We start from the raw sequence: 23,201 nt of genomic DNA, 5'->3' as shown, positions 1-23,201 counted from the left end.
GTACTTCTCACAGGCGGATGCGGCCGGGCGTCGTCAGAGGTTGCGACGGCGGCCCCTGGCGAAGAGCCCGGCCAGGCCGCGGCGTACCGGATGATCTGGCTGCGCGATGATCCGGATCCCCGGCGAAGCGACGCCGGCCGCGAGCCCGGCGACGAGCAGGGCCGGGATCCCCCAGGCCAGCCAGCCCAGCGATTCCCCTTGCGTAGCTTGCGAAACCGGCTTGATGCTGCCGCTGGCCAGCGGCGGCGCCTTGGTCGGATTCGTCGTCGGAGCGCCAGGCGTGGTCGGCGCGTTGGTCGGCGTCGGCTGGGTGCTGTTGTCGTTGCTCGGGTTGTCGGTGTTGTTGCTGGGCGCCGTCGGCTGGTTGTTGTTGCCGTTCTGGTTCGGCGCCTGCGACTGCGGCGGACTCGTCGCCGGTGTGGTGGGCGGGTTCGGCACCGGGTCGTCCGGCGGTACCGGCGGCTTCCCGGTCTGATTCCGCACCGCCAGGGCGACGGCTGCCGCCTGGTCCTGCATCGGGCCGGTCAGCGCGAGATATCCGGCCGGCAGCTCACCGTTCTCCTGCCCGTAGAGCTGTCCCTTGTCCGCCATCCACTGGAGCGTGTCGGCGTACCGGGTCGCCTCGGTGGGCTTCAGCGTCGCGGTCGGTACTTCGGCGTAGCTGATCATCGTGCCTGGATAGCCGCGCTTGTCCATCTTGGCCGGGTCGATCCGCCAGACGCCGGTCGCCTTGTCGGCGATCGCCCCGTCCAGCGCGTACGACATGCTGTCGGTGCTCGGCGCGACGAACTCGCCTGCCGAGTTCTGCAGCTTGACGCTGGACATACCGGACTTCTCCAGCTCCGAGGTGCTCGTCAACGCGAGCAGGTTGCGGAAGCCGGTGTTCTGGGCCAGTTCCCGCTTCGGCACGATCGGGCCACCGGTGGTCGGCTGCGACGGCGCCTGGCTCAACGGCCATGCGGTCATCAGCACGTCGGCCGCCTGCGACCAGGAGTTCGACGCCTGCGACCACAACTCCTGCGGAGCGAAGAACGAGTAGACGCCCTGGCCGTCCGGCAGCTTCCAGCCGTCGTTGAGCTGGTAGTCGTCGCGCGGCATCTGCCAGCCCTTGTAGGTCTTGTTGACCGTCATCCCCCACTGATCGGCCTTGCCCTGCACAAAGGCACGGGCGGCGGGATCGGCCCAGATCCATCGGGTCAGCGCCAGCATGACGTCGGTCTTGAACGGCGGGAGAACCATCTGGGTGCCTAGCGGGTTGGTCAGCCCGGCCCAGTTCACGGCGTCCGGGTTCAGCTGCTGGAACTCGGGATCGTTGAGCAGGTTCGACGGATTGCTGCCCGCGTTCGGATTCACCGGGTCGGTACCGCCGACGCGGTACTTCCCCGGATACGACTGGGTCAGCAGTTTGGCCACCAGCCGCTGGTTCAGCTTGATCTCCGGAACCTGTCCACCACCGACCGCCTCCGACCGGTCCCAGTTGAAGCCGATCGCGAAGCCGGAGATACCGACCGGCGCGTAGCCGGGCTTGCGTTTCTCGGCCACTCGCTCGTCCGTAGCCGACGGCTCGGTCACGATCGCGCTGTCGGACTCGTAGCCGGAAGCGGCGAGCGGATCGGTCTGGCTGAGCTGCCGACGTGCTTCGGGCTCCCAGCCGCGGGTGAAGTCGAGGCTCGACGGGCTGGACTTCGCGCAGCGGGCGGGCACCCAGCGACGCATCGCCTCGGCCATCAACTCGGACCCGATGAACTTGGCCGAGTCGCTGCGATCCAGGCACAGCGACCCGGGCGGCGCGAACGACAACTTGAAGACGTAACGCTGGTACCAGTTCGCCAGCAGCGGCCAGTAGTTCACCTGCGCGTCGGTCTTGAACTCCGCGTCGGCGTCGCAATAGGCACGCTCGGTCTCGCCGATGACACTGATCGGCAGACACGGGTGCTGGGTGATCGGTACGACGACCAGCGAACAGGGCACGTTCTGCGTGCAACCCAGCGATGCGTTCTCGGCCTTGGTGTTCGCCCAGGTCTGTACCTCGCCGGTACCGTCCGGCCGGGTGATCCCGATCCGCTGGTTGGCCGTACCGGGGGTGTAGTCGTCGATGGTGGACGTCGGCAGCGCGTCCGCGAGCCCGACTCCCATCCACCCGACGACGTCCGGCTCGAGTTCTGGGTTGTGAGCGGTGTGGTACGTCCCGTCCTTCTTCCGGAACGGAAGGGTGTAGACGGTGCCGGTCTCGTTGCCGGGGAACAGCTGCCACGGCGAGGTCTCCTTCGGGGCATAGCTGCTGGCCCGGTAGAGGCCGGGCCAGTTCCCGTTCTGGTCGCTCATCCAGCAGTCTTCCCGCTTCGGCGCGAAGCCCCGGCACTGCATGACGGCGACCGGGAAGGTCGTCGGCAGGGTGGTGATGCTCGGCGTCATGCCGGTCCAGGAGACGTTCAGCATCTGCCGGGTCAGGCCCCCGGTCCGCGATACCGAGACGGTGGTGTTGCCGCGGGTCAGCGTCACCTTCGTACTCGACGGATCCGCCACCACGGCTTCGTCAACCGGTGCCGGTGGAGTCTCCGGGTCGTCGGCCGCGACGACGGCCCGCGTCCCGGTTTCGCGAGGCGGGGCAGCCAGTGCCGAGCTCCCGGACAGGGCGACCATGATCGCGACCAGGACGAGCGCAGCTCCCCTGCTGCGTCGGCGGCGGATCAGCCTCACGTTGACCTCCAGATGTTCAGCGTCCGGGCGGACGACACAGTCGATCGTCGCCGGGCCCCGGTGCCCGGACCCCTCGACGGGGTGAACTGGACATGAACCGATCGAACGGCAGTGGGCCGGGGAACTGGTCCCCGGCCCACTGGGTGTTCGGACTACGAGGTCAGACGCGGCCGCACTGGCCGAGGGCGAGCTCGAGGAAGCCGTTCGCCTTGATGATGTCGCCGGCCGTGGTGGTGGCCGGGTTCGTGTCGGAGCGGGTGCAGATGAACGGCACGCCGCCGGTGGAGGTGGTGCCGGAGCCGTTGCCGAACAGGGCCGACAGGTACGACGGGATCACGCCGCCGACGGCCTTGACGACCTGGTACAGGGTGCGGTCGTAGGCAGCCGAATCCGGGGCCGGGATGGCACCGAGGTAGTTGCCGGTCTTCTGGGCGGGAGTGAGCAGGCCGTAGCGACCGACCGAGAACGGGGCGATCGAGTTGGCGGTACCGGTCAGCGGGGCCGGGTCGTGCTCCTGGATCGGCGCACCGGCGTAGACGTCCTTGACGCAGGACGGCAGCGTGGTGGCGCTGATGCCGACCTGGGTGGCCCAGAAGTTCCGGGTACCGGAGTTGATCTGCGGGATCAGCGGCTTGATCGTGGTGCCGACCGGGATGGCCGGGTTGATCGTGTTCCAGTCGGTGATCGTGCAGTTGTAGATGCCGGTCAGCTGGGCGTCGGTCAGCGAGGTGACCGAGCTGGTGCTGGTGTTGGCGGCCCAGCGGAGCTGGTCGGTGGCGAACTTCAGGAAGCGCGAGTCGGCGCAGTCCGAAGCACCCTTGGGACGCGACGAGCGGGCGACGTCGATGTTCGTGCTGCCGCACAGCGCGGTGATGCCGGCGCCGGAGCCGTTCGGCCGGGGAATCGTGACGCCCGGACGGATGGTGATGTTGGCGGTGCCGGTCGCGTTGAACGACGCCATCCGGCGGGCCGGGGTCGGGGTCTTGCTGTTGTACAGCGCCGACAGGTCGTTCAGCACGAACTCGGAGGTGTCCGAGCCGACCTGCACGACGTCGTCGGCGTCCGGAGCGAACGAGGGGTCAGCGGAAGCCGACAGGGCGGAGGTGGCGACCAGCGCGACCGCGGCAGCGGCGATGGCGGCGGTACGGACGGTACGGGTGAAACGCATCTCGGGAGTTTCCTTCCTCACCTGCGTTTACGCGATCTGGAGGACCGCGGTGCCGCGTCTGACGGCAACGAGTCCAATTCATCGTGGCAACGCCACCGTGGCCCGGCCGCCAGATGAACCACACATGGCCTCGCGGCTAGCCAAAAACGGCGCCACTTTCCCAAACCCCAACCCCACAAGAAAAAAACAAACGCCCGGATGAGAAGAAATGCGGGCTTGTTTTTGGTGGGCTCGGACACCAATGCTGTCCTCGCCAACACGTGAGCCGCCGGTTTCATCCACACCCGATGCTGCCGGCGGAGGGGTTGCGAGCTGCTGCGATGCAGCCGGCGTAGCGAAGCGGAGCAGGCGTTGCGAGCCGTCCGCCTTTGCCACCAGCAGCTTCACGCCCAGGGCGACCACCATGCTTTTCGGCGAAGGCGCCCGCGGAGCGCAGCGGAGCAGGCGCCCCGAGCCGCCGCGATGCAGCCGGCGTAGCGAAGCGGAGCAGGCGTTGCGAGCTGGAGGCGCGGACTGGGGTTAATTGAGGCTGGTTTGGGCGTATTGGTTTGAGTGGGTTAGGACGTTGTGGGCGTATTCGGCGGAGTGGTTGTAGGTGGTGATAGCGGTCCACCAGCCGGTGGCGGTGGTCATCGTCTGGGTTGAGGCGCAGAGGTAGGTCGCGGCAGTGGCTGCGGCGTCGTCGAGGTCGTGGGGGCGGGCTACGCCGTCGTTGTCCGCGTCTACGGCCCAGCGTCGCCAGGTACTTGGCAAGAACTGCATCGGGCCGACAGCTCTGTCCCAGCGGGTATCGCCGTCGTACTGGCCGCCGTCGGTGTCAGCAATCGCTTGTACGCCGGGCCTGCCGTCGAGGGGCGGCCCGATGATCGCGGGGCTGCTCGTGCCGTCAGCGGCGAGAGTCGCGCCGTTGAAGCGACCGTGGGCCGACTCGACTGAGCCGATCGCGGCGAGGGTCACCCAGCTCAGGCCGCAGGAGCCGTACGTCTCGCCCAGCGCATAGGCGGCAAGGGCGCGTGGCTCGATGGAGACCTTGCTGCTCAGACGATTCGCCCAGGAGCGATAGCGGCCGGCAGCGCCCCAGGTGTCCGCTTTCAGCTGCGGACCGGCGGCGGGCAGAGGTACCGGTGGAGGTGGGTCCGGGGGCACTCCACCCGAGACCACGAGAGCGTCGGTGGTGGTGCGCCCGGGGTTCGGGCGCACCACCACTGCGAAGGTCACCGCGATGAGGAGAACGGCGATGACGCCGATCAGCACCGCTCTGCTTCTCACGATGGCAGGGTCAGCAAGGCTTGCTGAGGCCCCAGGCGGCGGTGTTCAGGGTGTCCTGGGTGCCGGTCAGGCCGGTGGCCGGGGAGTACGCGTCCTTGCCGAAGTCGACGTCCTTGTCGTCCGCGGTACCGCCGATGCCGTCCGTGCCGACGCCGAAGAACGCGGGGAAGTTGCCATCGGCATCCATCAGGTCAGTGACGGCGTTGTCGGGGTCGGTGTCGAAGTTGCCGACCAGGTGGCCGATCTCGCGCGACACCAGGTTGCCGAGCGCCTGGCCGACGAACGCGACCCGGTTGCTCGCCGGGGTGAGGTAGGAGTTGAAGCTGTACGGTCCGTCCGGCTGCGAGACGAGATCGAGCTGTACCAGCGCGGTCTCCTCGTGCGCGAAGTTGCCCGGGTCGACCGACTGCGACGTACCGATGGTGCCGAGGCCGGACTCGGCCGGCGTACCGCCGACGACGACCCGCGAGACGTTCGCGGCGCCGAAGGTGTCGGCGTCGTCACGGCTGTTCTTGAGGTTGACCGCGACGTTGGGGTTGAGGCCCTTGTTGATCAGGTCGGTCTTGACGTTCTCCTTGACGACCGCGACGACCTTGCTGATCACGGCCGACTCGTCGGCGGCGGTCAGGCCCCAGCTGGGCAGGAAGGTCGACAGCCCGGACAGCTGGCTGACACCGGTACCCCCGAGCGGCGCGGTGTCGACCTCGCCACCGTTGAAGTCCAGGAAGAACGTCTGCGGCCCGACCGGGTCGGTCTGCGTGCCCGGACGCGAGGTGACGAGGTTGAGGTCGTACGCGCCGAAGCCGTCGGTGACGGTCACGGTGTACCAACCGGCCTTGCCCGCAACGTAGGAGAAGTCGACGTCACCACGCGGCAGCGGCGACACGGCCGGCACCGAGAAGGTGGCGCTGAGGTCGGTACTGATCGCGACGCTGTTGTTCGGCTGGATCACGGTGAGCCGCTTGCCGGAGTCGGCCAGGCTCCCACCGAGTACGTCGCCCTTGTTCAGGTAGACGCCGTAGTAGTCCTTGTCGACCGGGGCAGCCGCGATCAAAACCTGGTACGCACCCGTGTCCGGGTCACCGGGCCCGCTCGCCGAGTTGTTCGGGTCGGCCGGGAAGTCGTTCACGGCGCTCTTGCCGGTCACCAGGACGTAGTAGTCGCCACCAGCAGTGAGCCGGTACGCGAGCTTGCCCTGCAGTCCGAAGCCACCGTCGTCGTCCGAGGCCAGCAGTTGACCGGCCGCGTTGTAGACGGCGACGACCGTGTTCGTGCTGGCCAGCGAGCCGTCGGTGCTGACGGTCAGCGTCTGCCCCGCGACGCCGGTCACCTTGTAGAAGTCGAAGTCACCGGTCTTGTCGCCGAGGACGCCGTGCGGGCCGTCGCCGAGCTGGCCGGTGGCGGTGATCGCCTTGCGGCCGCCGGTGCCGATGCCGGTCGCCGTGGCGAGCGGGATCGAGCCGTTGTCCTCGTCACCGGCGGCGATCGCGACCGGAGCCGGGGACAGCGTGCCGTGCACGGTAGCCGTGCCGGTCTTGCCGTAGCCGGTACCGAGCGCGCCCAGGTTCTGCTGCTTGGCAACGGTGTCGTTCTGGCCGGCCGCGGTGGCCGCCTCGTTCTCGTGGTAGTTCAATCCGCTCGTCGTGGACGCGGAGGCGCCCTGCACCGAGACGGCGACCGCGACGACGACTGCCGACGTGGCCAGCAGCGTGCGCCTGATCCTTGGGTTCATGCTGAGTTTCCTCCCAGAAAGCTCAACGGCCGCGAACGGAATTGCGCACGGCCGGCACCACCCCCGAGCGGGTCCGCCCCCAGCAAACCCGTTCCAAATGCTAGAGAGGAAACAGTCGTAGAAGCCTTGAAAACAAGGTTGTTCAGACAATGGGAATGACCAGTTAAACAAGATTCGGCAACAGTCCTGCCACCTGTTCGAACACCCGCCACAGCAAGGCGAGAACGATCGGCGCGCCGAGCAGGTACGACTCCCATTTCCCGACCCGGCTGCGGAACCACACGATCGCCGCGACCGCCACGATCAGCGCCTCCAGCCAGAGCACCAACGGGAGTACGCCGGAAAGGTCGGTCCCCAACGCCTGCTGACTCTGCGGCACCCGCGAGATCCGCTGCCCCGGATCGGGCTGCACCTGCCCCTCGAACAACTCCGCATCCAGATAGACCGTTGCTGACGGCAACGGAGTGCCTTCGGCGGTGACCAGCGTCAGCCGCGAAGCACCGTTCGCAGGTGCGGCCGGCAGCGGATCGCCGGCCCGCCGTACGCCGATCACGCGGTACCCGAACTGCCCCTGGCCGGTCACGACGTCGATCCGCGAACCGGCGGCCAGCTTCGGCACCGAACGGAAGGGCGCTCCGAAGGTCAGCCCCCGCCCGTAGATCACCGAAACCCCAGCCTGCCCAGGCAATGCAGTGTCCGACCGATGCCCCGGCCCGTCCTGCAGAATCGCGCCGGTGGTTCCTTCCTTGATCACCTGACGAATGCCCAGCCCCGGAATGTCCAGGACTGCAACCGGATCACCAGGTACCACCCCAGGACCCAGCGGCGCGGTCGCCTCGGCGAGCTCACCGCGGATCTTGTCGTACGCCACGTCCTGCGCCCGGTTGTACTGCAACGCACCGAGCATCAGAACGTAGATCAGGAAGGCCGCGATCCCCAGCGCGAACAACCGCAACGCGTCGGAGACGAGTTGCGGCCGGAGCTCGATCTCGTTCTTGACCCGAGCCCGGGCCCGGGCCTGCAGGCTGATGGTGGTCAATTGCCTGCCCGCTTCTTCTGCAGGTAACGCGAGACGATCGTCGGGATCAGCAGCAACAGCAGTACTTCGGCAGCGGTCAGCAACCCGAGATTGCGCAGCATGTTGCCGCCGCCCCGGTTGGAGTTCAGCTCCGTGACGCTGCCGGTCGGCTCATACGCGCCGTTGTTGGTGCCGCCCGCCTGGATGACCTGGCCGGTCTCCGGGTCGATCGACGTCTTCGGTGCGCCCGGCGTCGGCTGGCCGGTGCTCGGATCGATCCCCGGGTTGTTGGTGTTGTTGTTGGTCTGCCCGGGATTGTTCGTGTTGCCGTTGTTGTTATTGCTGCCTGGGTTGTTGGTGTTGTTCCCGTTGTTGTTGTTCCCGTTGTTGTTGTTCTGCCCAGGGCTGTTCGGGTTGGTGGTGTTCTGCCCGCCGGGGTTGTTCGGGTTGGCAGGCGCGTTCACGCAGACGCCGTTCTGAGCCGGCCCGGCACCGTCCTTGTCGCACGGCAGCGGCTGCGGCGCGACCTCGGCGAGGACGTTGCGGTTCAGGTTCTTGCCGTCGAAGGTCGGGTTGCCGCACTTCTTGATGTCGGTCGACGTCGACGGGCTGCCCGGGATCTTGGCCACCTGCCCGAACGCGGACTGCACCAGGTTCAGCGGCAGCGGCGAGTAGCCCAGCGGCGCTGCCTTCTGCTGTCCCTTGCAGAGGAAGTACGACGCGAAGTCGGCCAGCGTCTGGCCCTTGTCGGCACTCAGGTTCGAGGTCGGCAGGATCATGTACGAGTACGACGACAGCGGGTACGTCCGCGGGTCGGTGTGGTTGTACACGCCGGTGAGCTTCTGGGTCAGGTACAGCAGGCCCGGCTTGGTCTCGATCTGCGCCCGGGTCAAAGCGACAGCCGTGTTGTACGCCGTCGGCAGCGTGTAGTAGCCCGCCGCGTTCTCGACCTTCGCGACCGGGTAGTCCTTGCCCAGCGCGTACGAGTACTCGACGTACCCGATCGCGCCGTCGGCGTAGTTCGCCGAGATGTAGCCCGCCATCTGGCTCGAGCCACCCTGGGCCTTCACCGCGGGGAAGTTCGTCGTCGGGTAGTACGAGGTCTGGCCGCATCTGCGGCCCTGTGTCGACTGGCAGAAGCTGTCCCAGACGGCCTTGTGCTGGGTGTTCATCCAGAGCGTGAACTGGGCCGTCGTGCCCGAGCCGTCCGAGCGCACCACCGGGATGACCTTCTTGTTCGGCAGCGCCTTGCCGTTGTTGTCCCGGGTCACCTGCGGGTCGTTCCAGTTGGTGATCTTGCCGGTGAAGATCTTGGTGATCGTGTCGCCGGACAGTCGCAGGTCGCGGTAGAGCTTGCCGGCGACCTTGATCTGGTACATGAACGCCGTACCACCGGCCACGATCGGCATGTACGCGTACGGCCGCCCGGCGGACGTGTCGAGGTTGCCGGTGAACGGATCCTTGCCCTGGTACGGGATCTCGCTGATCGCGAAGTCGACCAGCTTGTTGGCGTAGTCGAGCCGGCCGCGCGACGAGCCGCCACCGCCGTACTCGACTCGCATGCCGAGCGGCTCGACATCGCGGATCCACTGGTCGAGCGCGTTCTGCGACCAGGTGGAGCCGGTGCCGTAGATGGGGGCATAGGCGGTGCTGCCGGCGTTGGCGGGCGCAGTACCGGCAAGCGCTGCCGCGCAGGTCAGCAGCGATGCGAGCACAAGTGCCCCGAGCTTGCGGAGCCGACTCCCGGCGCGGAGGGTCGGTCGTCGCATGAGTGTGTCCTCTCAGAGGTGGATCAGCGGGTTCCGGACCGGCCACGGCCGGCCATCCAGCGGGAGAAGGCGAACAGCAGCAGGACGAGCAGGAGCAGCAGGGCGGCGGCTCCGAAGGCTCGGCTGATGTAGTTGTCCTCGGGCGATTGCGACATCTTGAAGGTGAACAACGGCAGCGAGGTCATGGGACCGGAGAACGGATTCAGATTCAGGTACGTCGTGAAGCCGGCGGTCAGCAGGACAGGTGAGGTCTCACCGATGCCACGGGCCGTGCCGAGCACCAGCGCGGTCGCGAGACCGGGGCGCGCAGTCGGCAGGACGACCGACCAGACCGTGCGCCACTGGGTCGCGCCCAGCGCCAGGGAGGCTTCGCGCAATCCGCTCGGGACCAGGCGCAGTACGACCTCGGCGGAGCGGGCGATGATCGGCAGCATCATCACCGACAACGCCATCGCGGCGACGAAGCCGGAGAGGCGGAAGCCGAGTCCGATCAGCAGTACGACGTACGCGAACAAGCCGGCCACGATCGAGGGCAGCGCGGTCATCGCCTCGACCACCGAGCGGACGAGCTTCGAGGCGCGGCCGCCGACCTCGGTCAGGTAGACAGCACACAGGACGCCGAGTGGCAGGGTGACCGCGATCGCCATCGAGATCTGGATCAGCGTGCCGGCCAGCGCATGGAGGGCGCCACCCGTCGACAACGGTTCCAGCGGGCCTGCAGTACTAAGGTCTTGGGTGAAGAAGTTCCAGTGCACCAAGGCCTTGCTGCCGCGGATCAAGGTGTAACCGACGACGCTGGTCAGCGCGATCCCGACCAGGCCGGCGGCGCTGTGCGCGATGATCACGGCGAAGCGGTCGGCCAGCACGACGCGGCCGCGGCGCAGGCCGGTGATCAGGGCGTAGAAGCCGGTGAACGACAGCCACCAGCAGACGATGAAGCCGAGCGTTCCCTCGGTCGGCAGGATGCGGTCGTACAGCACCCAGGTCAGACTGAGTCCAGCGACCACCGAGCCCAGCAGGCAGGCGCGATCCTCGATGTCGACCACCCGGAGCCTGCGTCGCTCGGGCTGTGGTCGCACCTCGGCCTGTACTTCGGTTGCCGCGGGCCGGTCGATGGTGGCGGTCACGTCAGATCTCCGTTCCGGCGCCGCTGCGGCTGCGGGAGACGACGAAGCCCGCGACCAGGTTGACGATCAGGGTGATGACGAACAGCACCAGGCCGGCGGCCATCAGCGCGTTGAGCTGGGAACCGGACGCCTCGCCGTACCGGAGCGCGATCATCGACGAGATGGTGATCGAGCCGGACTGCAGGACGTGCCAGTTGATCTCGAACAGCGGCGACACGATCATCACCACCGCGATCGTCTCGCCGAGCGCGCGGCCGAGGCCGAGCATGGTGCCGCCGATGATGCCGCCGCGGCCGAACGGGAGTACCACGGCGCGGACGACGCCCCAGCTGGTCGAGCCGAGGGCCAGCGCGGCCTCGCGTTCGCCCATCGGGGTCTGGTCGAAGACCTCGCGCATCACCGCGCAGGCGATCGGCATCACCATCATCGCGACGACGACACCGGCGATGAACGCCGATGACGCGTAGGTCGCGCCGTCGAAGATCGCCGCGTCCGGGTCGGTGTCGACCTTGAAGACCGGGATCCAGCCGAACCAGTCGGTGATCCAGCGGGACAGGTGGATGATCCGCGGCTGGAGCAGGAAGAAGCCCCACAGGCCGTAGACGATCGAGGGCACGGCGACCATCAGGTCGACCAGCGCGACCAGCGACTTCTTCAGGCCTTTCGGCGCCCATTCGGTGATGAACAGCGCGGTCGCGAGGGCGACCGGGAACGAGATCAGGATCGCGATGGTGGCGATCACGATGGTGCCGAACAGGACGGCGGCGACGCCGATCTGGTTCGCCTCGGGATTCCAGGCCTGCTCGGTGAAGAATTTCCAGCCGTAGGTCTGCAGGGTCGGTTTCGCCTGGTACGCAAGGAAGATTCCGATCCCGCCGGTGATCAGCAGCACCAGCCCACCGCCACCCCGGGCGATCCACCGGAAGATCAAGTCGGACGGGGCCAACGAAGAGCGAAGGCGCCGCGGAGCCGGCGGCCCGGCGATGGTTGGGATGTCGCCGGGCGGCGGAGTTGCGGTGGTCATCGGGTGGGCTCGCGGTGGCCGGCCATGGTGATCTCGGCTTCTTCGACCGCCTGGGTCAAACGATGGAATGCCCGGCGTGCGTCGATCCTGCGGGCGAACACCCCTGGACAGCGCACGTCCGGGCCGCCGTCCGTGCTGAGCTCCCAGCGCCAACGCCCCTCCGCGTCACGCCGAAGCTTCGGTTCCGACTCCCGGACCAGCCGCCGTACCGCCGCCAGCTCGTCCCGCGGCGACATCGTTGTAGTGCGCCCCATGGCGAGCGGCCGGTTGTTCCCCGACAGCAGCCGCCACCCGCGATCACCCCCTCGCGGACTCTCGAGGAACTGCATCCGCACCCCCACCCTTCTCCCCTTCTGCTCTCTCCCCCAGACAGATCAGATCTGGAGAGTCACCGTCCGGAGACAACGTGTGGTGAACCACGCCGAAGCGGTGAATGAACAGGCCTGCGACTCAGTCGCAGGTAGGAGAAATGGATTGCCTACGCGGGAGCAAGTGCCGCGATGTATTCGGCGCCCATGCAAACCGTGCCGAATTTGGGGAAGACGTAGGAGATGGCGAAATCGTGCGCGGCGGCGTCGAGGCCGGTCATCGCGTCGGTGACGTAGATGGTGTCGTAGTCGTGTTCGTCGGCGGCCCGGCCGGTGGACTCGACGCCGAAATTGGTGGCGATGCCGGCGAGTACAACGGTTTTGATGCTGTGTTCGCGCAGTAGGTCGTCGAGGCCGGTCCGGTGGAATGCGCCGACCGTGCGCTTGACGATCTCGATATCACCCGGCTCCGGGGTGAGGGCGAAGCCGCTGCCTTCGGGCTGGACGTCGACGCCGGGTCGTTCCACCCGGACGTTGACGACCAGCCCGCCGGCGGCTCTGGTGGCCTTGGCTAGAGCGGAGCTGCGTTCCAGTACCTCCGGGCCGGTCAGCGGCGCGGTGTCCAGCGCGACGATTCGTGGCATCAGGTCGATCAGGAGCAACGCCGTGGTACGGGGCTCTAGTTCAAGTGTGGTCACGTTTTCGGAGACTACGACATGGTCGAGGCCAGGGTGTCGGCGAAGGCGGTGTCCTTCTCGGTGGCGGAGAAGCCGAAGCGCCAGGTGCCGCCGCCGTACGAGCCGGGCTGCCAGGTACGGCCGCCTGGTTGCCAGAGGGGTTGCCAGGCGATGGCCGCGTTCGCCGGGTCGTACCAGTGGTTGTCGGCTGACCAGGCTGAGCCCTGTTTGTAGGCCGAGACGACGCTCAGCCCGGGGCTTGTTGCCATCGACCATTTGGGGAGGCCGGGGTAGTCGCCGTTGCGGGCGAAGCCGGTGGGGTCGCCTTGGTCGGCTAGTGCGGAGTCGATGTTGAAGGAGACCTCCCAGAGGGGGGCGGTCGGTGGCTGGCTGACGTTCCAGTGCAAGGTGGTGTCGAAGGTTTTGGTTTCGAAGGCGAACGACCACTCGGCCGTGATCGGCTCATCACCGAGTGGGATGCCCTTGAGGGCAAGGGTGTCGCCGTCCGCTTGTACTTGCGCCGCCGGACCGGTGAGGTCGGTCGCGCCGAAATTGCCTACCCCGAGATAGGGCGCGGTCGCCCGTGACGACGAATCCAAGGCGGGCTTGTACTGCGCTTGCCCCGCCGGATCCACGTCCAGCGCTGTCAGGACCGCCCGCGGAGTCGTCTGCACCGTGGCTCGGTAGTACTTCGTGCTGACCACCGTTCCCTTCGTGACCTGCGTCTTGCTGAAGTCGAGCGGCGCGACGAACAGCCCGCCCTTGCCCCAACCGGCGCCCGTCACATACCAGTCGTCCCCGTCCTGGACGACCTCCGCCGCGTGCGACTGGATCGTCCCGACCAGCTGGTCGATCGTGAAGTGCAGCGGATCCTTGCTCTTGTAGACCTTCGTCGACTCGTAGCCGCCGTCGCAGCAGACGAACAGGTACCAGTCCTTGCCACGCTGGACGACGAACGGCGACTCGGTCGGCCCACCGAACGTCCCGGTCTGCGGGTGTTCGAAGGCTGTGTGTCGCTCGCCCCAGTGCTTGAGATCCGTGCTGGTGCGGTAGGCGACGATGTGGTTGCCGCCGCTCGGCGTCGAGTTGGCGGTGTAGTACATCACCCATTGATTGCCGACCCTGTGCACCATCGGATCGCGGCCGTCGAAGCCGTCGGTGAACAACGGGTTCGCCGGATTCTTGGTCCAGTGCACCAGATCGGTCGAGGTCGCCAACGACAGCCGGTACGCCGTATGGTCGGCCGTCCCGCCCGCGTAGAACATGTAGTAGGTGCCTCGGTCGTACATCACGTACGGCGCCCAGATGTGGGTTTCGCCGATTGCCGGTTCAGCGAACAGCGCCGGTGGCTGCTTGGTCCACGGACCGGTCGGCGACGGCGCGGTCGCGTGGCCGAAGCTCTTCTCGTCGAGCGGGTCGGCAGGCTCGGCGTGGGTGATCGCGTAGACGTGCCAGGTGCCGGTCCTGCGGTCCTGGACCATCGTGTGGTCGTTGTAGTACCAGGGACTGGACTCACCGACGCTCGGGTCGTAGACCTTCACGAACTTCCCCGCCGCCACTACCTTCTCGGTCTTGCTGAAGGACTCGTGTTTGATCACGGACAGCTCCAGATCGAGGAGGTCGAGGCCGGCGAGGTAGCCGGTGGCCGCCGGGTTCTTGCCGGTCAGCGCGACGGTCAGCTGATGCTTGCCTTGGGCAAGTTGCTTGGTGCCGAGGTCGACCTTTGCCGTGCTGACACCGGCCGCGGCATAGCCGTCGAAGGCGGCCTGCTTGGCGCCGTCGATGCTGAGGTCGACGATGCCGTAGTCGGCGGCCTTCGTGAGCACTGTCGAGACGGTGTAATTACCGGTGGTCGGGACGGAGAAGGGCAGGACTGCCTGGTCGCCTGCCTTCGTCCCGTGGATCCAGAGTTGCGCGCCCGCCGACCAGTTGACGCCACAGCAGCTGCCCTGCGGGTCGACCGGCACCGTGGCGGCGTCAGCCGGGAGCATGGACTCGCCTTCGATCCGGATCGTGCTGCCTGAGGTCGCCTGTGCCTTCGCGGACTTCGGACCGGTGTTGCCCGCGAGATCGACCGCTGCGACGCGATACGTCCAGGTCTCCTCCAAGCCGATCCCCTTGTGCACGAAGCCAGGCACTCGGCTCGTGCCGACCAGCTTCTCGGGTTCGTTCGGCCTGGCCGCGTAGATGGTGTACTTCGCGATGCCACTCTCGTCGGCCGGTTCGGACCAGTTGAGGGCGATGGCGTTGTCGGCGCGGCTCTTGGCGGTCAGGCTCTGCACTTGGCCGGGGGCGCGGCGGTCGGAGTACGGTCTCACTAGCGACTGCACGACGTAGGTCGCCGCGGTCCAGACGGTCGTGGGCCTGAGTTCGATGGTCAGCTTGGTGCGGCCGGCGGTGACTGCTGCGGGCAACTGGTAGTTGTCGTCGAGCCAGCGTTGCTTGGTGTTGCCGAGGGGTTGCGACCAGGTGCCGACTTCCTGGCCGTCGACGAACACCTTCGCCGATTGGCCGGGGGTGTTCTGGTCGCTGGTACGACGTAGCGTCACGCCGCGGTTGATCGGGTCGACCTTGGCGGTGAAGCGGATCGGTGTCGAGGTCGAGCTGACCTGGTCGGTGATGGCGATGTCGTCGTGGTCGCCTTCGTAGACGCTCGTCAGGTCGGAGTGGGTCGCGCCGGCATCGATGCGGTCGGTTTCACGGGCGCTGAACTGCTGCTTTGCTGCGGAGTACAGGAAGGCGGTTGAGCCGTAGATCGCGGGGACGTCGTCCTGCTGGCCGTGTTCGATGCCGAAGGTCAGTTGGTTCTGGAAAGCGATCGAGTCGGTGATGTGCAGGCGGAAGGCGCTGTCGCACTCGTTCTTACACTCCCCTGCCTGGACCTCGTGGCCGGAGTTGCCGTGGAAGGGCGTGGAGTAGGTGCCCTGGTTGAAGTACCAGCCGGACTCGTAGTAGTCCTCAGTGCCGGTGCCGTGGATGGCGGGGGTGCGCTCGCCGTCGACGTAGACGCGCTCGTCGCCCTCGAGGTAGCCGCGGGTGTTGCCGTCCGCCTGCAGGCCTTCCATCGTGTGCGAGACGCCGACGAACTTGCCGCGGCCGGTGGTGTCCGCGATCAGCCAGTCGCTGCCCATGGCGGGCTGTGCCTTCTGGGAGATGGCGGTGAAGTAGCCGGTCTTGCCGGTGAGGAGGTCGGCAGCCGCCTTGGCGTTGCGTGCCGAGGTGACTTCGGCCTGACCTCCGGACAGCTTGTACTGCGTGGTGTTGACGAGCTTGACGGTGGCGCGGGCGAGGTAGGGCATCGGCCACCAGGATTGGTACCAGCCGTCGGGGTCCATCGCGAAGAAGAGGGAGCGGACGTCGTTCTCACCCAGTCCGGAGCCGAAGAATTCGCCGATTGGTGCGTCGACGCGCTGCTGGCCGTCTACGGTGACCTGGATCCGCACGCCTGACAGGAGGGCGTCCGACGGTTTCACGCGTTCGGCGTCGGCGGGCGTTGCGGCGTACGGCATCGAGTGGGAGCCTTCCCAGTTCTGTTTGGTGATCTGGTAGGCGTGGGCCTGCTCGTCGGCGAGGTGCTGCGGGCCGACGTCGAGGGTGTCGGTGCGCTTGACTGTCTGGTTCATGACCGAGTCTGCCCAGTAGGTGAACTCGTTGAAGTCGAGCTCGGACGAGATGAACTCGTTGCGGATCTCGATCTGGGATTTGCCCGCGGTCACGCTAGCGGGGAGGTCGACTACCTGGTCGGCCCACTGGGCGCCCTGGGCCGGTAGCGGCGTCCACTCACCGGACTGGACGCCGTCGACGAAGACCTTGGCCCGCTGATTGCCGATCCGCAGGTCCATCCGGCGGATCAGCTTGACCCCGGTGTTGGCGGGGTCGATCTCGAGGGTGAACTTGCTGCCGCCGAGGAAGGCGCGGCCGTCGTCGGCGAACGTCTTCAGGTCGAGGCCGACGATCTGCGGGAGCTTCAGCTTGAGGGCGCTGAGCTCGCCGGGGCCCTGGGTGTCCGCGAGAGTGAGTTGTTTGCCGGGGGCAAGATTTACCGTGGTCTTCGTGGTTCTTGCCTGCGGTTGGGCCGGCTTGGGGTCTTTGGTGCCGGACGCGTTGAGGAGGGCGACGACGTCTTCGGCCTTGTCGGTCGGGTCGAAGGTGGTCACGCCGGTCGCGTCGGGGAATTCGCGGTAGTCGACGTGATAGAAGAGCGGGTTGTTCTGGACGGTTACCCGCATCGACTTCTGGTACGGCATCGGGACGCGGATGTAGACGCCGCCGCTGGTCTGGAGCGCGTTGGCGACGAGCGGGTAGACGAAGGGGGCGCCGAGTTTGCCGTCGACGACGTCCTGCAAGCTGGCGTCGAGGACCTTCTTGCCGTCCGCCTCGACGGTGACGGTGCCGGTCTTGCGGACGTCGCCCTCGTCGCGGGTGAACCAGATCGAGGCGATCTCGCCGGGGCCGTCGTCCTCGGCGATCACGCAGCCTTGTGGGGTCGTCCTCAGGCAGGAGTAGGTGCCGTCGAAGCCGTCGTTGTTGGTGCCGTCGCGGCCGAAGCTGGAGAACTGCTTGGTACGGACGCCGGTCGGCAGCTCGGGGAGGCGGTCGAGGTGGCGGTAGACGTCCCAGCCGACGGGGCTGTTGTCGCTGGCGTTGGCGTTGTCGTTGGTTGGTGCGGGGGCGTACGTGGTACCGGCTGCTGTTGGAAGGGTCGCCGGGAGGACGAGAACGACGCCGAGAAGGGCGGCCACGGCGCGTCGCAGTGAGCTGGTCATGGGCGGACCTCACGATCTGGGAAATCGATTTCTCAGATGTCTACCACCGATTCGGAGCGGTTGAGAAGGGCTCGGCGGGAATGGGAACCGGGTTCCAGCGGTTGGCCACCCGATGGACGACCGGGTTGCCCGTGGCAGCAGACTGGTCTCGCACTCAGACTTCCAGCACTCACTCGCAGGAGACCTCCATGAGTACTGCTCCAGCCCAGATCGCCGTCACCGGGCTCGCGGTGATGGGCCGCAACCTGGCCCGGAACCTGGCCCGCAACGGCTTCCGCGTCGCCGTCCACAACCGGTCGCAGGGCCGGACGGACGCGCTGATCAAGGAGTTCGGCCACGAGGGTGAGTTCACCCCGGCCGCCGACCTGCCCGAGCTGGTCGCCTCGCTGGAGCAGCCGCGCAAGATCATCATCATGGTCAAGGCCGGCGAGCCCACCGACGCGGTGATCGACGAGCTCGTGCCGCTGCTCGACCAGGGCGACATCGTGATCGATGCCGGCAACGCGCACTTCGCCGACACCCGGCGGCGCGAGGACGCGCTGAAGGCCAAGGGGCTGCACTTCGTCGGCGCCGGCGTGTCCGGCGGCGAGGAAGGTGCGCTGAACGGTCCGAGCATCATGCCGGGCGGTTCGGTCGAGTCGTACGAGTCGCTCGGCCCGATCCTGACCAAGATCTCGGCGCAGGTGAACGGCGAGGCATGCTGCGTGCACGTCGGGCCGGACGGCGCGGGTCACTTCGTCAAGATGTTGCACAACGGCATCGAGTACGCCGACATGCAGCTGATCGCTGAGGCGTACGACCTGCTGCGCAGCGTGCTGGGGCTGAGCGCTCCGGAGATCGCTGACGTGTTCCGGGACTGGAACACGGGCGACCTGGAGTCGTTCCTGATCGAGATCACCGCGGAGGTGCTGAGCCAGGTCGACGAGTCGACCGGTGGGCCGTTCGTGGATGTGGTGCTGGACCAGGCGGAGCAGAAGGGCACTGGGCGCTGGACCGTGCAGGTCGCGCTGGACCTGGGGATTCCGGTGAGCGGGATGGCGGAGGCTGTGTTTGCCCGGTCGCTGTCCGGCGACACCGTGCGGCGGTCGGCGGCTGCCGGCGTACTGGCTGGGCCTTCGGAGGGTTCCGTCTCGGTTGATCGGGATGCGTTCATCGATGACGTGCGGCACGCGCTGTACTCGTCGAAGCTGGTTGCCTACGCGCAGGGGTTCGACGCGATCCGGGCGGCTTCGGATCAGTACGGGTGGAACATCGACCTGGGCGCGATGGCGAAGATCTGGCGGGGCGGGTGCATCATCCGGGCGCGCTTCCTGGACCGGATCAAGGAGGCGTACGACCGGGACGCGGCACTGCCGTCGCTGCTGGTCGACGACTACTTCAAGGAAGCCGTTGTGAGCGGGCAGGACGCTTGGCGTCGGGTTGTCGCCACGGCGGCCACCGCTGGCGTGCCTGCTCCGGGCTTCTCCGCCGCTCTGTCGTACTACGACGGGCTGCGGGCCGAGCGGCTGCCTGCTTCGTTGATCCAGGGACTGCGGGATCTGTTCGGGGCGCACACGTATCACCGGGTCGACCGCGAGGGTGCTTTCCACCTCGACTGGTCCGGTGACCGCAAGGAGCACACGGCCTGATCGGTTGCGGCGTGGCGATTGGCGCTGGGGGTCGAACGTATGTTCTAATGTGCTCTCAGCGCCAGCCCGCTTCGGCGGGGACATGTCACCCAGGGAGATCGCCGCAACGATGACTGTAGACACCTTCGCAGCAGAAGCACAGACCGACGCCGTCGACACTCCCGAGGCGGCGCTCGACTCTTCGACTGCCACCGACTCGGCCTCGACCACCGACGCTTCGGTCGACAGCCCGGCCACCTCCGAGGACGCGGAGACCACCGCGCCCCTCGCCGAGAAGCCGAAGAAGGCGCCGGCCAAGAAGGCGGCCCCGAAGAAGACCAAGACCCTCGAGCTCACCCTGACCGTCACCGGCACCGCCGACGGCGAGTGGAAGGCCGAGCTCAAGCAGGGCAACAGCTACATCGCCAAGAACCTCCTGGTCGCAGCCGCCGCCGTCTCGCGCGCGGCCAAGGAACTGCACGAGGACCTCTCCGGCCCGATCGACGAGGTCATCGACGCCGCCCGCGAGCAACAAGCCGCCAAGGTCGCAGCCCTCGAAGCCGAGCTGGAAGCAGCCCGCAAGGCCCTCGCCGAGCTCGACGACTAGCTCCGTACTTGCCTGCTGGCTCATCACCAGCAGGCACCACCCGTCACCCCCACCGGCTCGCCCCGGCCGGGGGTGACGGGTACAACCCAAACCGTCCGGCGCGAGCACTCCCCACGCCGACGCCACGCTCGCTCCTTCGTCGCTCACACGGCGCTTAGCTCCCACCCACCCTGGGCGCAGGCTCCTGCGTCGCCGGCTTGTTCGACTACGAGCTGGTCGTCGCCGAGGCCCGACCCTCTGGCCGACCGGCGAACGGCGGGAACGGCTGACGTCTGGCGCAGGAAGTCCCACGCCGACGCCACGCTCGCTCCTTCGTCGCTCACACGGCGCTTAGCTCCCACCCACCCTGGGCGCAGGCTCCTGCGTCGCCTGCGTGTTGAGTACAAGCTGGTTGTCGCGGAGCCCGTGCCCGCGGCAACGGCGAATGGCTGGTTGGCACGGAGACCCGTGCCCGCGGCAACGGCGAATGGCTGGTTGGCACGGAGACCCGTGCCCGCGGCGACGGCGGATGACTGGTTGTCGCGGAGGCTCGTGCCTGCGGCGACGATGGATGGCTGGTTGGCACGGGTGATGTCCCCGCGCAGGAGTCCCCGAGCTGCGGACTGAAGGGGTGGCGGTGCTGGTGAGGTGCTGGAGCTGGAGCTGGCAACTGCCTGGAGTCGTCTCGCGGTAAGCGTCGGAGAGCGCGGCGGGACTGAAGGCCTGCTGGTGCTGGGTGCTAGTGGCTGGTGGAGGTTGCGGGGCGGCGGGCTTGGGGTGGGGTTGGTGGAGTTGGTTGTTGGGGTGTTGTGGTGGGGGAGATGACTCGCCTGGTGGTTGGTACCTTCCCTGTGCCGATCGTTGGGTGGTTTCTCCAGGGACTGCATCAGAGGCGTCCGGTGCAGGTTGCTGGGGAAGGTGTGAGGAGGTGCCGGGTTGGGTGACTGCGGTGGAACGCAGTCACCCGGCCCGGCACTCTCGCCAGCGATGCGAGGTGGTTTTGGCTGTGACCGAGTCGGCACGCCGTGGTGGTGGGCGTGGGGGGTTCGGGCGTCGTAGGTTGTTTGCCTGGGCCGGTCCTGTCGGGCCCTGACCGCTCCGAACAGAAGGGGTCAGATGAGCACATTCCAAGACCTGGGATCGTTGTTGCTCATTCGTGGTGCCGATGAGCTGGGGCATGCGGGTGGCACGTTGTACGTGCATCTGCATCGGGTCGCCAAGCGACTCCGCTCGCTCGGAGGGTCCGAGACGCTCGTACTGGCGGGGCTGGCGCATGCGGCGTACGGGACGGATGGGTTTCCGACGCATCTGTTCGACTGGCAGGAGGAACGGCCGGTCCTCGAGGCGGTGATCGGGCCGGAGGCGGAGTTGCTCGTCTATCGGTACGGGTCGTGCGAGCGCGAGACGACCTGGCGCGATCTCGCCGAGCACAGCACGGTGACGGATCGCTTCACCGGTACGTCGGAGGAGCTGACCTCCGCGGAGCTCCGCGACTTCATCGATCTCACCATCGTCAACGAGCTGGACGTCCTCGACCACGCCCCGGACCTCAAGCCCAAACTGCACGCGTTCCTCACCGAACAGATCCCGCGCTGGCAGTCCCTCGCCTCCCCCGCAGTGCTGGCCGACGCCCACCGCGCCCTGGCCCTCTAGCTACAAAGCTATTCGGCCTGGGAGAAGGCGCGGATGGTGGTGATGACGAGGGCCAGCAGGGTGGCGGCGATGGTGATCGCCACGCAGAGCCAGAGCGGCAGGCCGGTCAGCAGGACCGTGGCGGCGAAGGTCAGCGGAGCCACGTAGAAGCCGGCCAGCCGCGGGTGGTTCCTGATCCACCGCAGTACTACCGGAATCGGCATCCCGATCGGCGCCAGGAGCAGGCCGGCTACCAAGGCGACCTGCCAGCCTCGGGCGTTGAGCACCAACGCCCCGACCAGAAGCCAGCAGAACGGGGCGAAGGCCAGCAGCCACCAGGGCGGTTGCCAGGCGTCCGGCGTGTACGAGTCGTCGGTGTCCGGGTCCGCCGGGTTCCGGGCGGGGTCGTCCTGCGTCACGCCCATCGCCCCCTCTGTCGGCTGGGCCCAACAGTTCGAGTCTGGCACCAGCAGAAGGGATTGCTGGAAAACGGCCCGTTGCCGACGCATGATCGGAACATGGCCCGCTACGAAGTGATCGCCCGCGCCACCATCGATCGACGCCAGTCCACGTCCGCCTACTTCACCCTGGCCATGCTGTCCGGTCGCCTCGACAAAGGCATGCACCTGCGACGCATCGAGGACCTGCCCGACGGCAAGGTCGCGCTCGTCCTGCAGCACAACTTCAGCCCGCGGAAGACCGACGAGGCGGCGCTGATGGCGAACCGGACGCTCGCCCAGCTCGGCATCCCGGCCAGCCAGGTCCTGCAACTCGACCTGCTCCGGCTGTCCCGCAAGGGCCCGACCCTGGTCCGCTCCTGGACCGGCCCCGGCAACCCGCCCGGTCCCGGCTTCAGCGGGGACCGCGAGCCTCGCAAACCACTGCCCACTCCGCCGCACTTGAACGCCTCACTCGATCTCCCCAACGACTGACAACAGGACGTACCGGCCCCACCCCGTGATAGGCACGGGGTGGCCGACCGGTTCGTTCGGTACTCCGCGGCTGCCGCCGGACGGGGCGACTGGCCACGGCACTCAGTCGATCAGGGCGTGAACACCTCGAAGGCCGCCGCGTACGTCGTACCGAGCCTGGTGCCGTGCCCGCGGCCGATCCCCTCGAGGAACTCCTCCGCGTCGAAGTGCGGCCAGTTGAGCCCCTCGATGTACGCCTTGTGCGCCTTCAGCGAGTCGACCCCGACCGCGAAGGTATCGGTCGTGTCGATGGCGTGCTTGCTGTCCGGTGAGCCGGCCGCCCACACCTGCCGGACACCGCCCCAGCGCTCGCCGTCATCAGGGAAGATCCACCGGTTGGCGGCGTCCCGGACCGCGTCGAGGGTGGCCCGGCCGGTGTTGATGTGGTCGGCCTGGTTCAGCATCGCGTCGCCGTCCCAGGTGTCCCGGAAGTTGTTCGTGATGACGATCTCGGGCTGGTGCCGCCGGATCGCGCCGGCGATCAGTCGGCGCAGCGCGACGCCGTACTCGATCGTGCCGTCGGGCTGGCCGAGGAACTCGACCACCGGGACGCCGACGATGCGCGCCGACTCGATCTGCTCGGCCTCCCGCAGCGGGCCGCTCTCGGCCGGGGCGATGCCGTCGATGCCCGCCTCGCCGGAGGTGAGCAGGACGTAGACGATCTCCTTACCCTGGCCGGTCCAGCGCGCGATCGCGGCCGCGGCGCCGAATTCGAGGTCGTCGGGGTGGGCGACGACCGCCAGGGCCTTGGTCCAGTCCTCGGGCAACGCTTCGAGCGGTTCCGGTGCAGTCATACCGGAAGGCTACGGCCGCGACGGTTCGTCCGGGACCTGGTTTGCCCCGGAAT

At 67.5% G+C, this 23,201-nt stretch carries 18 protein-coding genes; 4 read left to right on the top strand and 14 right to left on the bottom strand.

The genetic code is table 11. The annotated features are described in order from the left end of the window. Positions 1-33: 33 nt before the first annotated feature. From AB0M15_RS37465 to AB0M15_RS37410, 12 genes are all read right to left on the bottom strand, one after another. Positions 34-2,700, bottom strand: a complete 2,667-nt coding sequence (locus AB0M15_RS37465; RefSeq protein ID WP_363830274.1) for a hypothetical protein — start codon at positions 2,698-2,700, stop codon at positions 34-36. 160 nt (positions 2,701-2,860) lie between these two features. Further along, entirely contained in the window at positions 2,861-3,868 is a 1,008-nt protein-coding gene (locus AB0M15_RS37460; protein ID WP_363830271.1) for a substrate-binding domain-containing protein, read from the bottom strand. 78 nt (positions 3,869-3,946) lie between these two features. Beyond that, positions 3,947-4,255: a hypothetical protein gene (locus AB0M15_RS37455; RefSeq protein ID WP_363830268.1), complete on the bottom strand. Its 309-nt coding sequence runs from the start codon at positions 4,253-4,255 to the stop codon at positions 3,947-3,949. A 132-nt stretch (positions 4,256-4,387) separates the two neighbouring features. After that, a complete protein-coding gene (locus AB0M15_RS37450) occupies positions 4,388-5,137 on the bottom strand; it encodes a lytic murein transglycosylase (RefSeq protein WP_363830265.1) in 750 nt (249 codons plus the stop codon). Positions 5,138-5,147: 10 nt separating this feature from the next. After that, positions 5,148-6,869: a PPC domain-containing protein gene (locus AB0M15_RS37445; protein ID WP_363830262.1), complete on the bottom strand. Its 1,722-nt coding sequence runs from the start codon at positions 6,867-6,869 to the stop codon at positions 5,148-5,150. A gap of 163 nt (positions 6,870-7,032) precedes the next feature. Next, entirely contained in the window at positions 7,033-7,908 is an 876-nt protein-coding gene (locus tag AB0M15_RS37440; protein ID WP_363830259.1) for a sortase, read from the bottom strand. Beyond that, positions 7,905-9,656 (bottom strand): phosphate ABC transporter substrate-binding protein PstS, encoded by a 1,752-nt coding sequence (locus tag AB0M15_RS37435; RefSeq protein ID WP_363830256.1) that lies wholly within the window; start codon positions 9,654-9,656, stop codon positions 7,905-7,907. Before AB0M15_RS37435 ends, AB0M15_RS37440 begins: the two co-directional genes overlap by 4 nt. 23 nt (positions 9,657-9,679) lie before the next feature. Beyond that, the gene (pstA, locus tag AB0M15_RS37430) at positions 9,680-10,783 is read right to left on the bottom strand and encodes a phosphate ABC transporter permease PstA (RefSeq protein ID WP_363830252.1); all 1,104 of its coding nucleotides are present in this window, start codon (positions 10,781-10,783) and stop codon (positions 9,680-9,682) included. A 1-nt stretch (position 10,784) separates the two neighbouring features. Continuing rightward, complete coding sequence (gene pstC, locus AB0M15_RS37425) at positions 10,785-11,807, bottom strand: phosphate ABC transporter permease subunit PstC (RefSeq protein WP_363830249.1); 1,023 nt, start codon at positions 11,805-11,807, stop codon at positions 10,785-10,787. Then, positions 11,804-12,043, bottom strand: coding sequence for a hypothetical protein (locus tag AB0M15_RS37420; protein WP_363830246.1), 240 nt, complete (start codon positions 12,041-12,043; stop codon positions 11,804-11,806). Before AB0M15_RS37420 ends, pstC begins: the two co-directional genes overlap by 4 nt. 242 nt (positions 12,044-12,285) lie before the next feature. Next, entirely contained in the window at positions 12,286-12,813 is a 528-nt protein-coding gene (locus AB0M15_RS37415) for an isochorismatase family protein (RefSeq protein WP_363830243.1), read from the bottom strand. 11 nt (positions 12,814-12,824) lie between these two features. Beyond that, positions 12,825-17,558, bottom strand: coding sequence for a DUF2961 domain-containing protein (locus AB0M15_RS37410; protein WP_363830240.1), 4,734 nt, complete (start codon positions 17,556-17,558; stop codon positions 12,825-12,827). A 188-nt stretch (positions 17,559-17,746) separates the two neighbouring features. On the opposite strand from AB0M15_RS37410, the gene gndA reads away from it, so the two are divergent. The 3 genes from gndA to AB0M15_RS37395 all read left to right on the top strand — a co-directional run bounded on the left by gndA (position 17,747) and on the right by AB0M15_RS37395 (position 21,404). Continuing rightward, positions 17,747-19,186, top strand: coding sequence for an NADP-dependent phosphogluconate dehydrogenase (gene gndA, locus AB0M15_RS37405; RefSeq protein ID WP_363830237.1), 1,440 nt, complete (start codon positions 17,747-17,749; stop codon positions 19,184-19,186). Positions 19,187-19,295: 109 nt separating this feature from the next. Continuing rightward, entirely contained in the window at positions 19,296-19,772 is a 477-nt protein-coding gene (locus AB0M15_RS37400; protein ID WP_363830234.1) for a DUF6319 family protein, read from the top strand. A 1,095-nt stretch (positions 19,773-20,867) separates the two neighbouring features. Then, positions 20,868-21,404 (top strand): DUF6817 domain-containing protein, encoded by a 537-nt coding sequence (locus AB0M15_RS37395; RefSeq protein ID WP_363830231.1) that lies wholly within the window; start codon positions 20,868-20,870, stop codon positions 21,402-21,404. Positions 21,405-21,412: 8 nt separating this feature from the next. Here the strand turns inward: AB0M15_RS37395 and AB0M15_RS37390 are convergent, their stop codons facing one another. Continuing rightward, a complete protein-coding gene (locus AB0M15_RS37390) occupies positions 21,413-21,808 on the bottom strand; it encodes a hypothetical protein (RefSeq protein ID WP_363830228.1) in 396 nt (131 codons plus the stop codon). Between the two features lie 93 nt (positions 21,809-21,901). On the opposite strand from AB0M15_RS37390, the gene AB0M15_RS37385 reads away from it, so the two are divergent. After that, positions 21,902-22,315 (top strand): hypothetical protein, encoded by a 414-nt coding sequence (locus tag AB0M15_RS37385; RefSeq protein WP_363830225.1) that lies wholly within the window; start codon positions 21,902-21,904, stop codon positions 22,313-22,315. Between the two features lie 110 nt (positions 22,316-22,425). Here AB0M15_RS37385 and AB0M15_RS37380 read toward each other — a convergent pair whose 3' ends face one another. After that, a complete protein-coding gene (locus AB0M15_RS37380) occupies positions 22,426-23,148 on the bottom strand; it encodes a PIG-L deacetylase family protein (RefSeq protein WP_363830220.1) in 723 nt (240 codons plus the stop codon). Between the last annotated feature and the right edge of the window lie 53 nt (positions 23,149-23,201).

Source organism: Kribbella sp. NPDC051718 (assembly GCF_040681515.1).
GTDB lineage: Bacteria > Actinomycetota > Actinomycetes > Propionibacteriales > Kribbellaceae > Kribbella.
The sequence above is the reverse complement of the archived record's forward strand: the minus strand, read 5'-3'. Positions and strand labels throughout refer to the sequence as shown.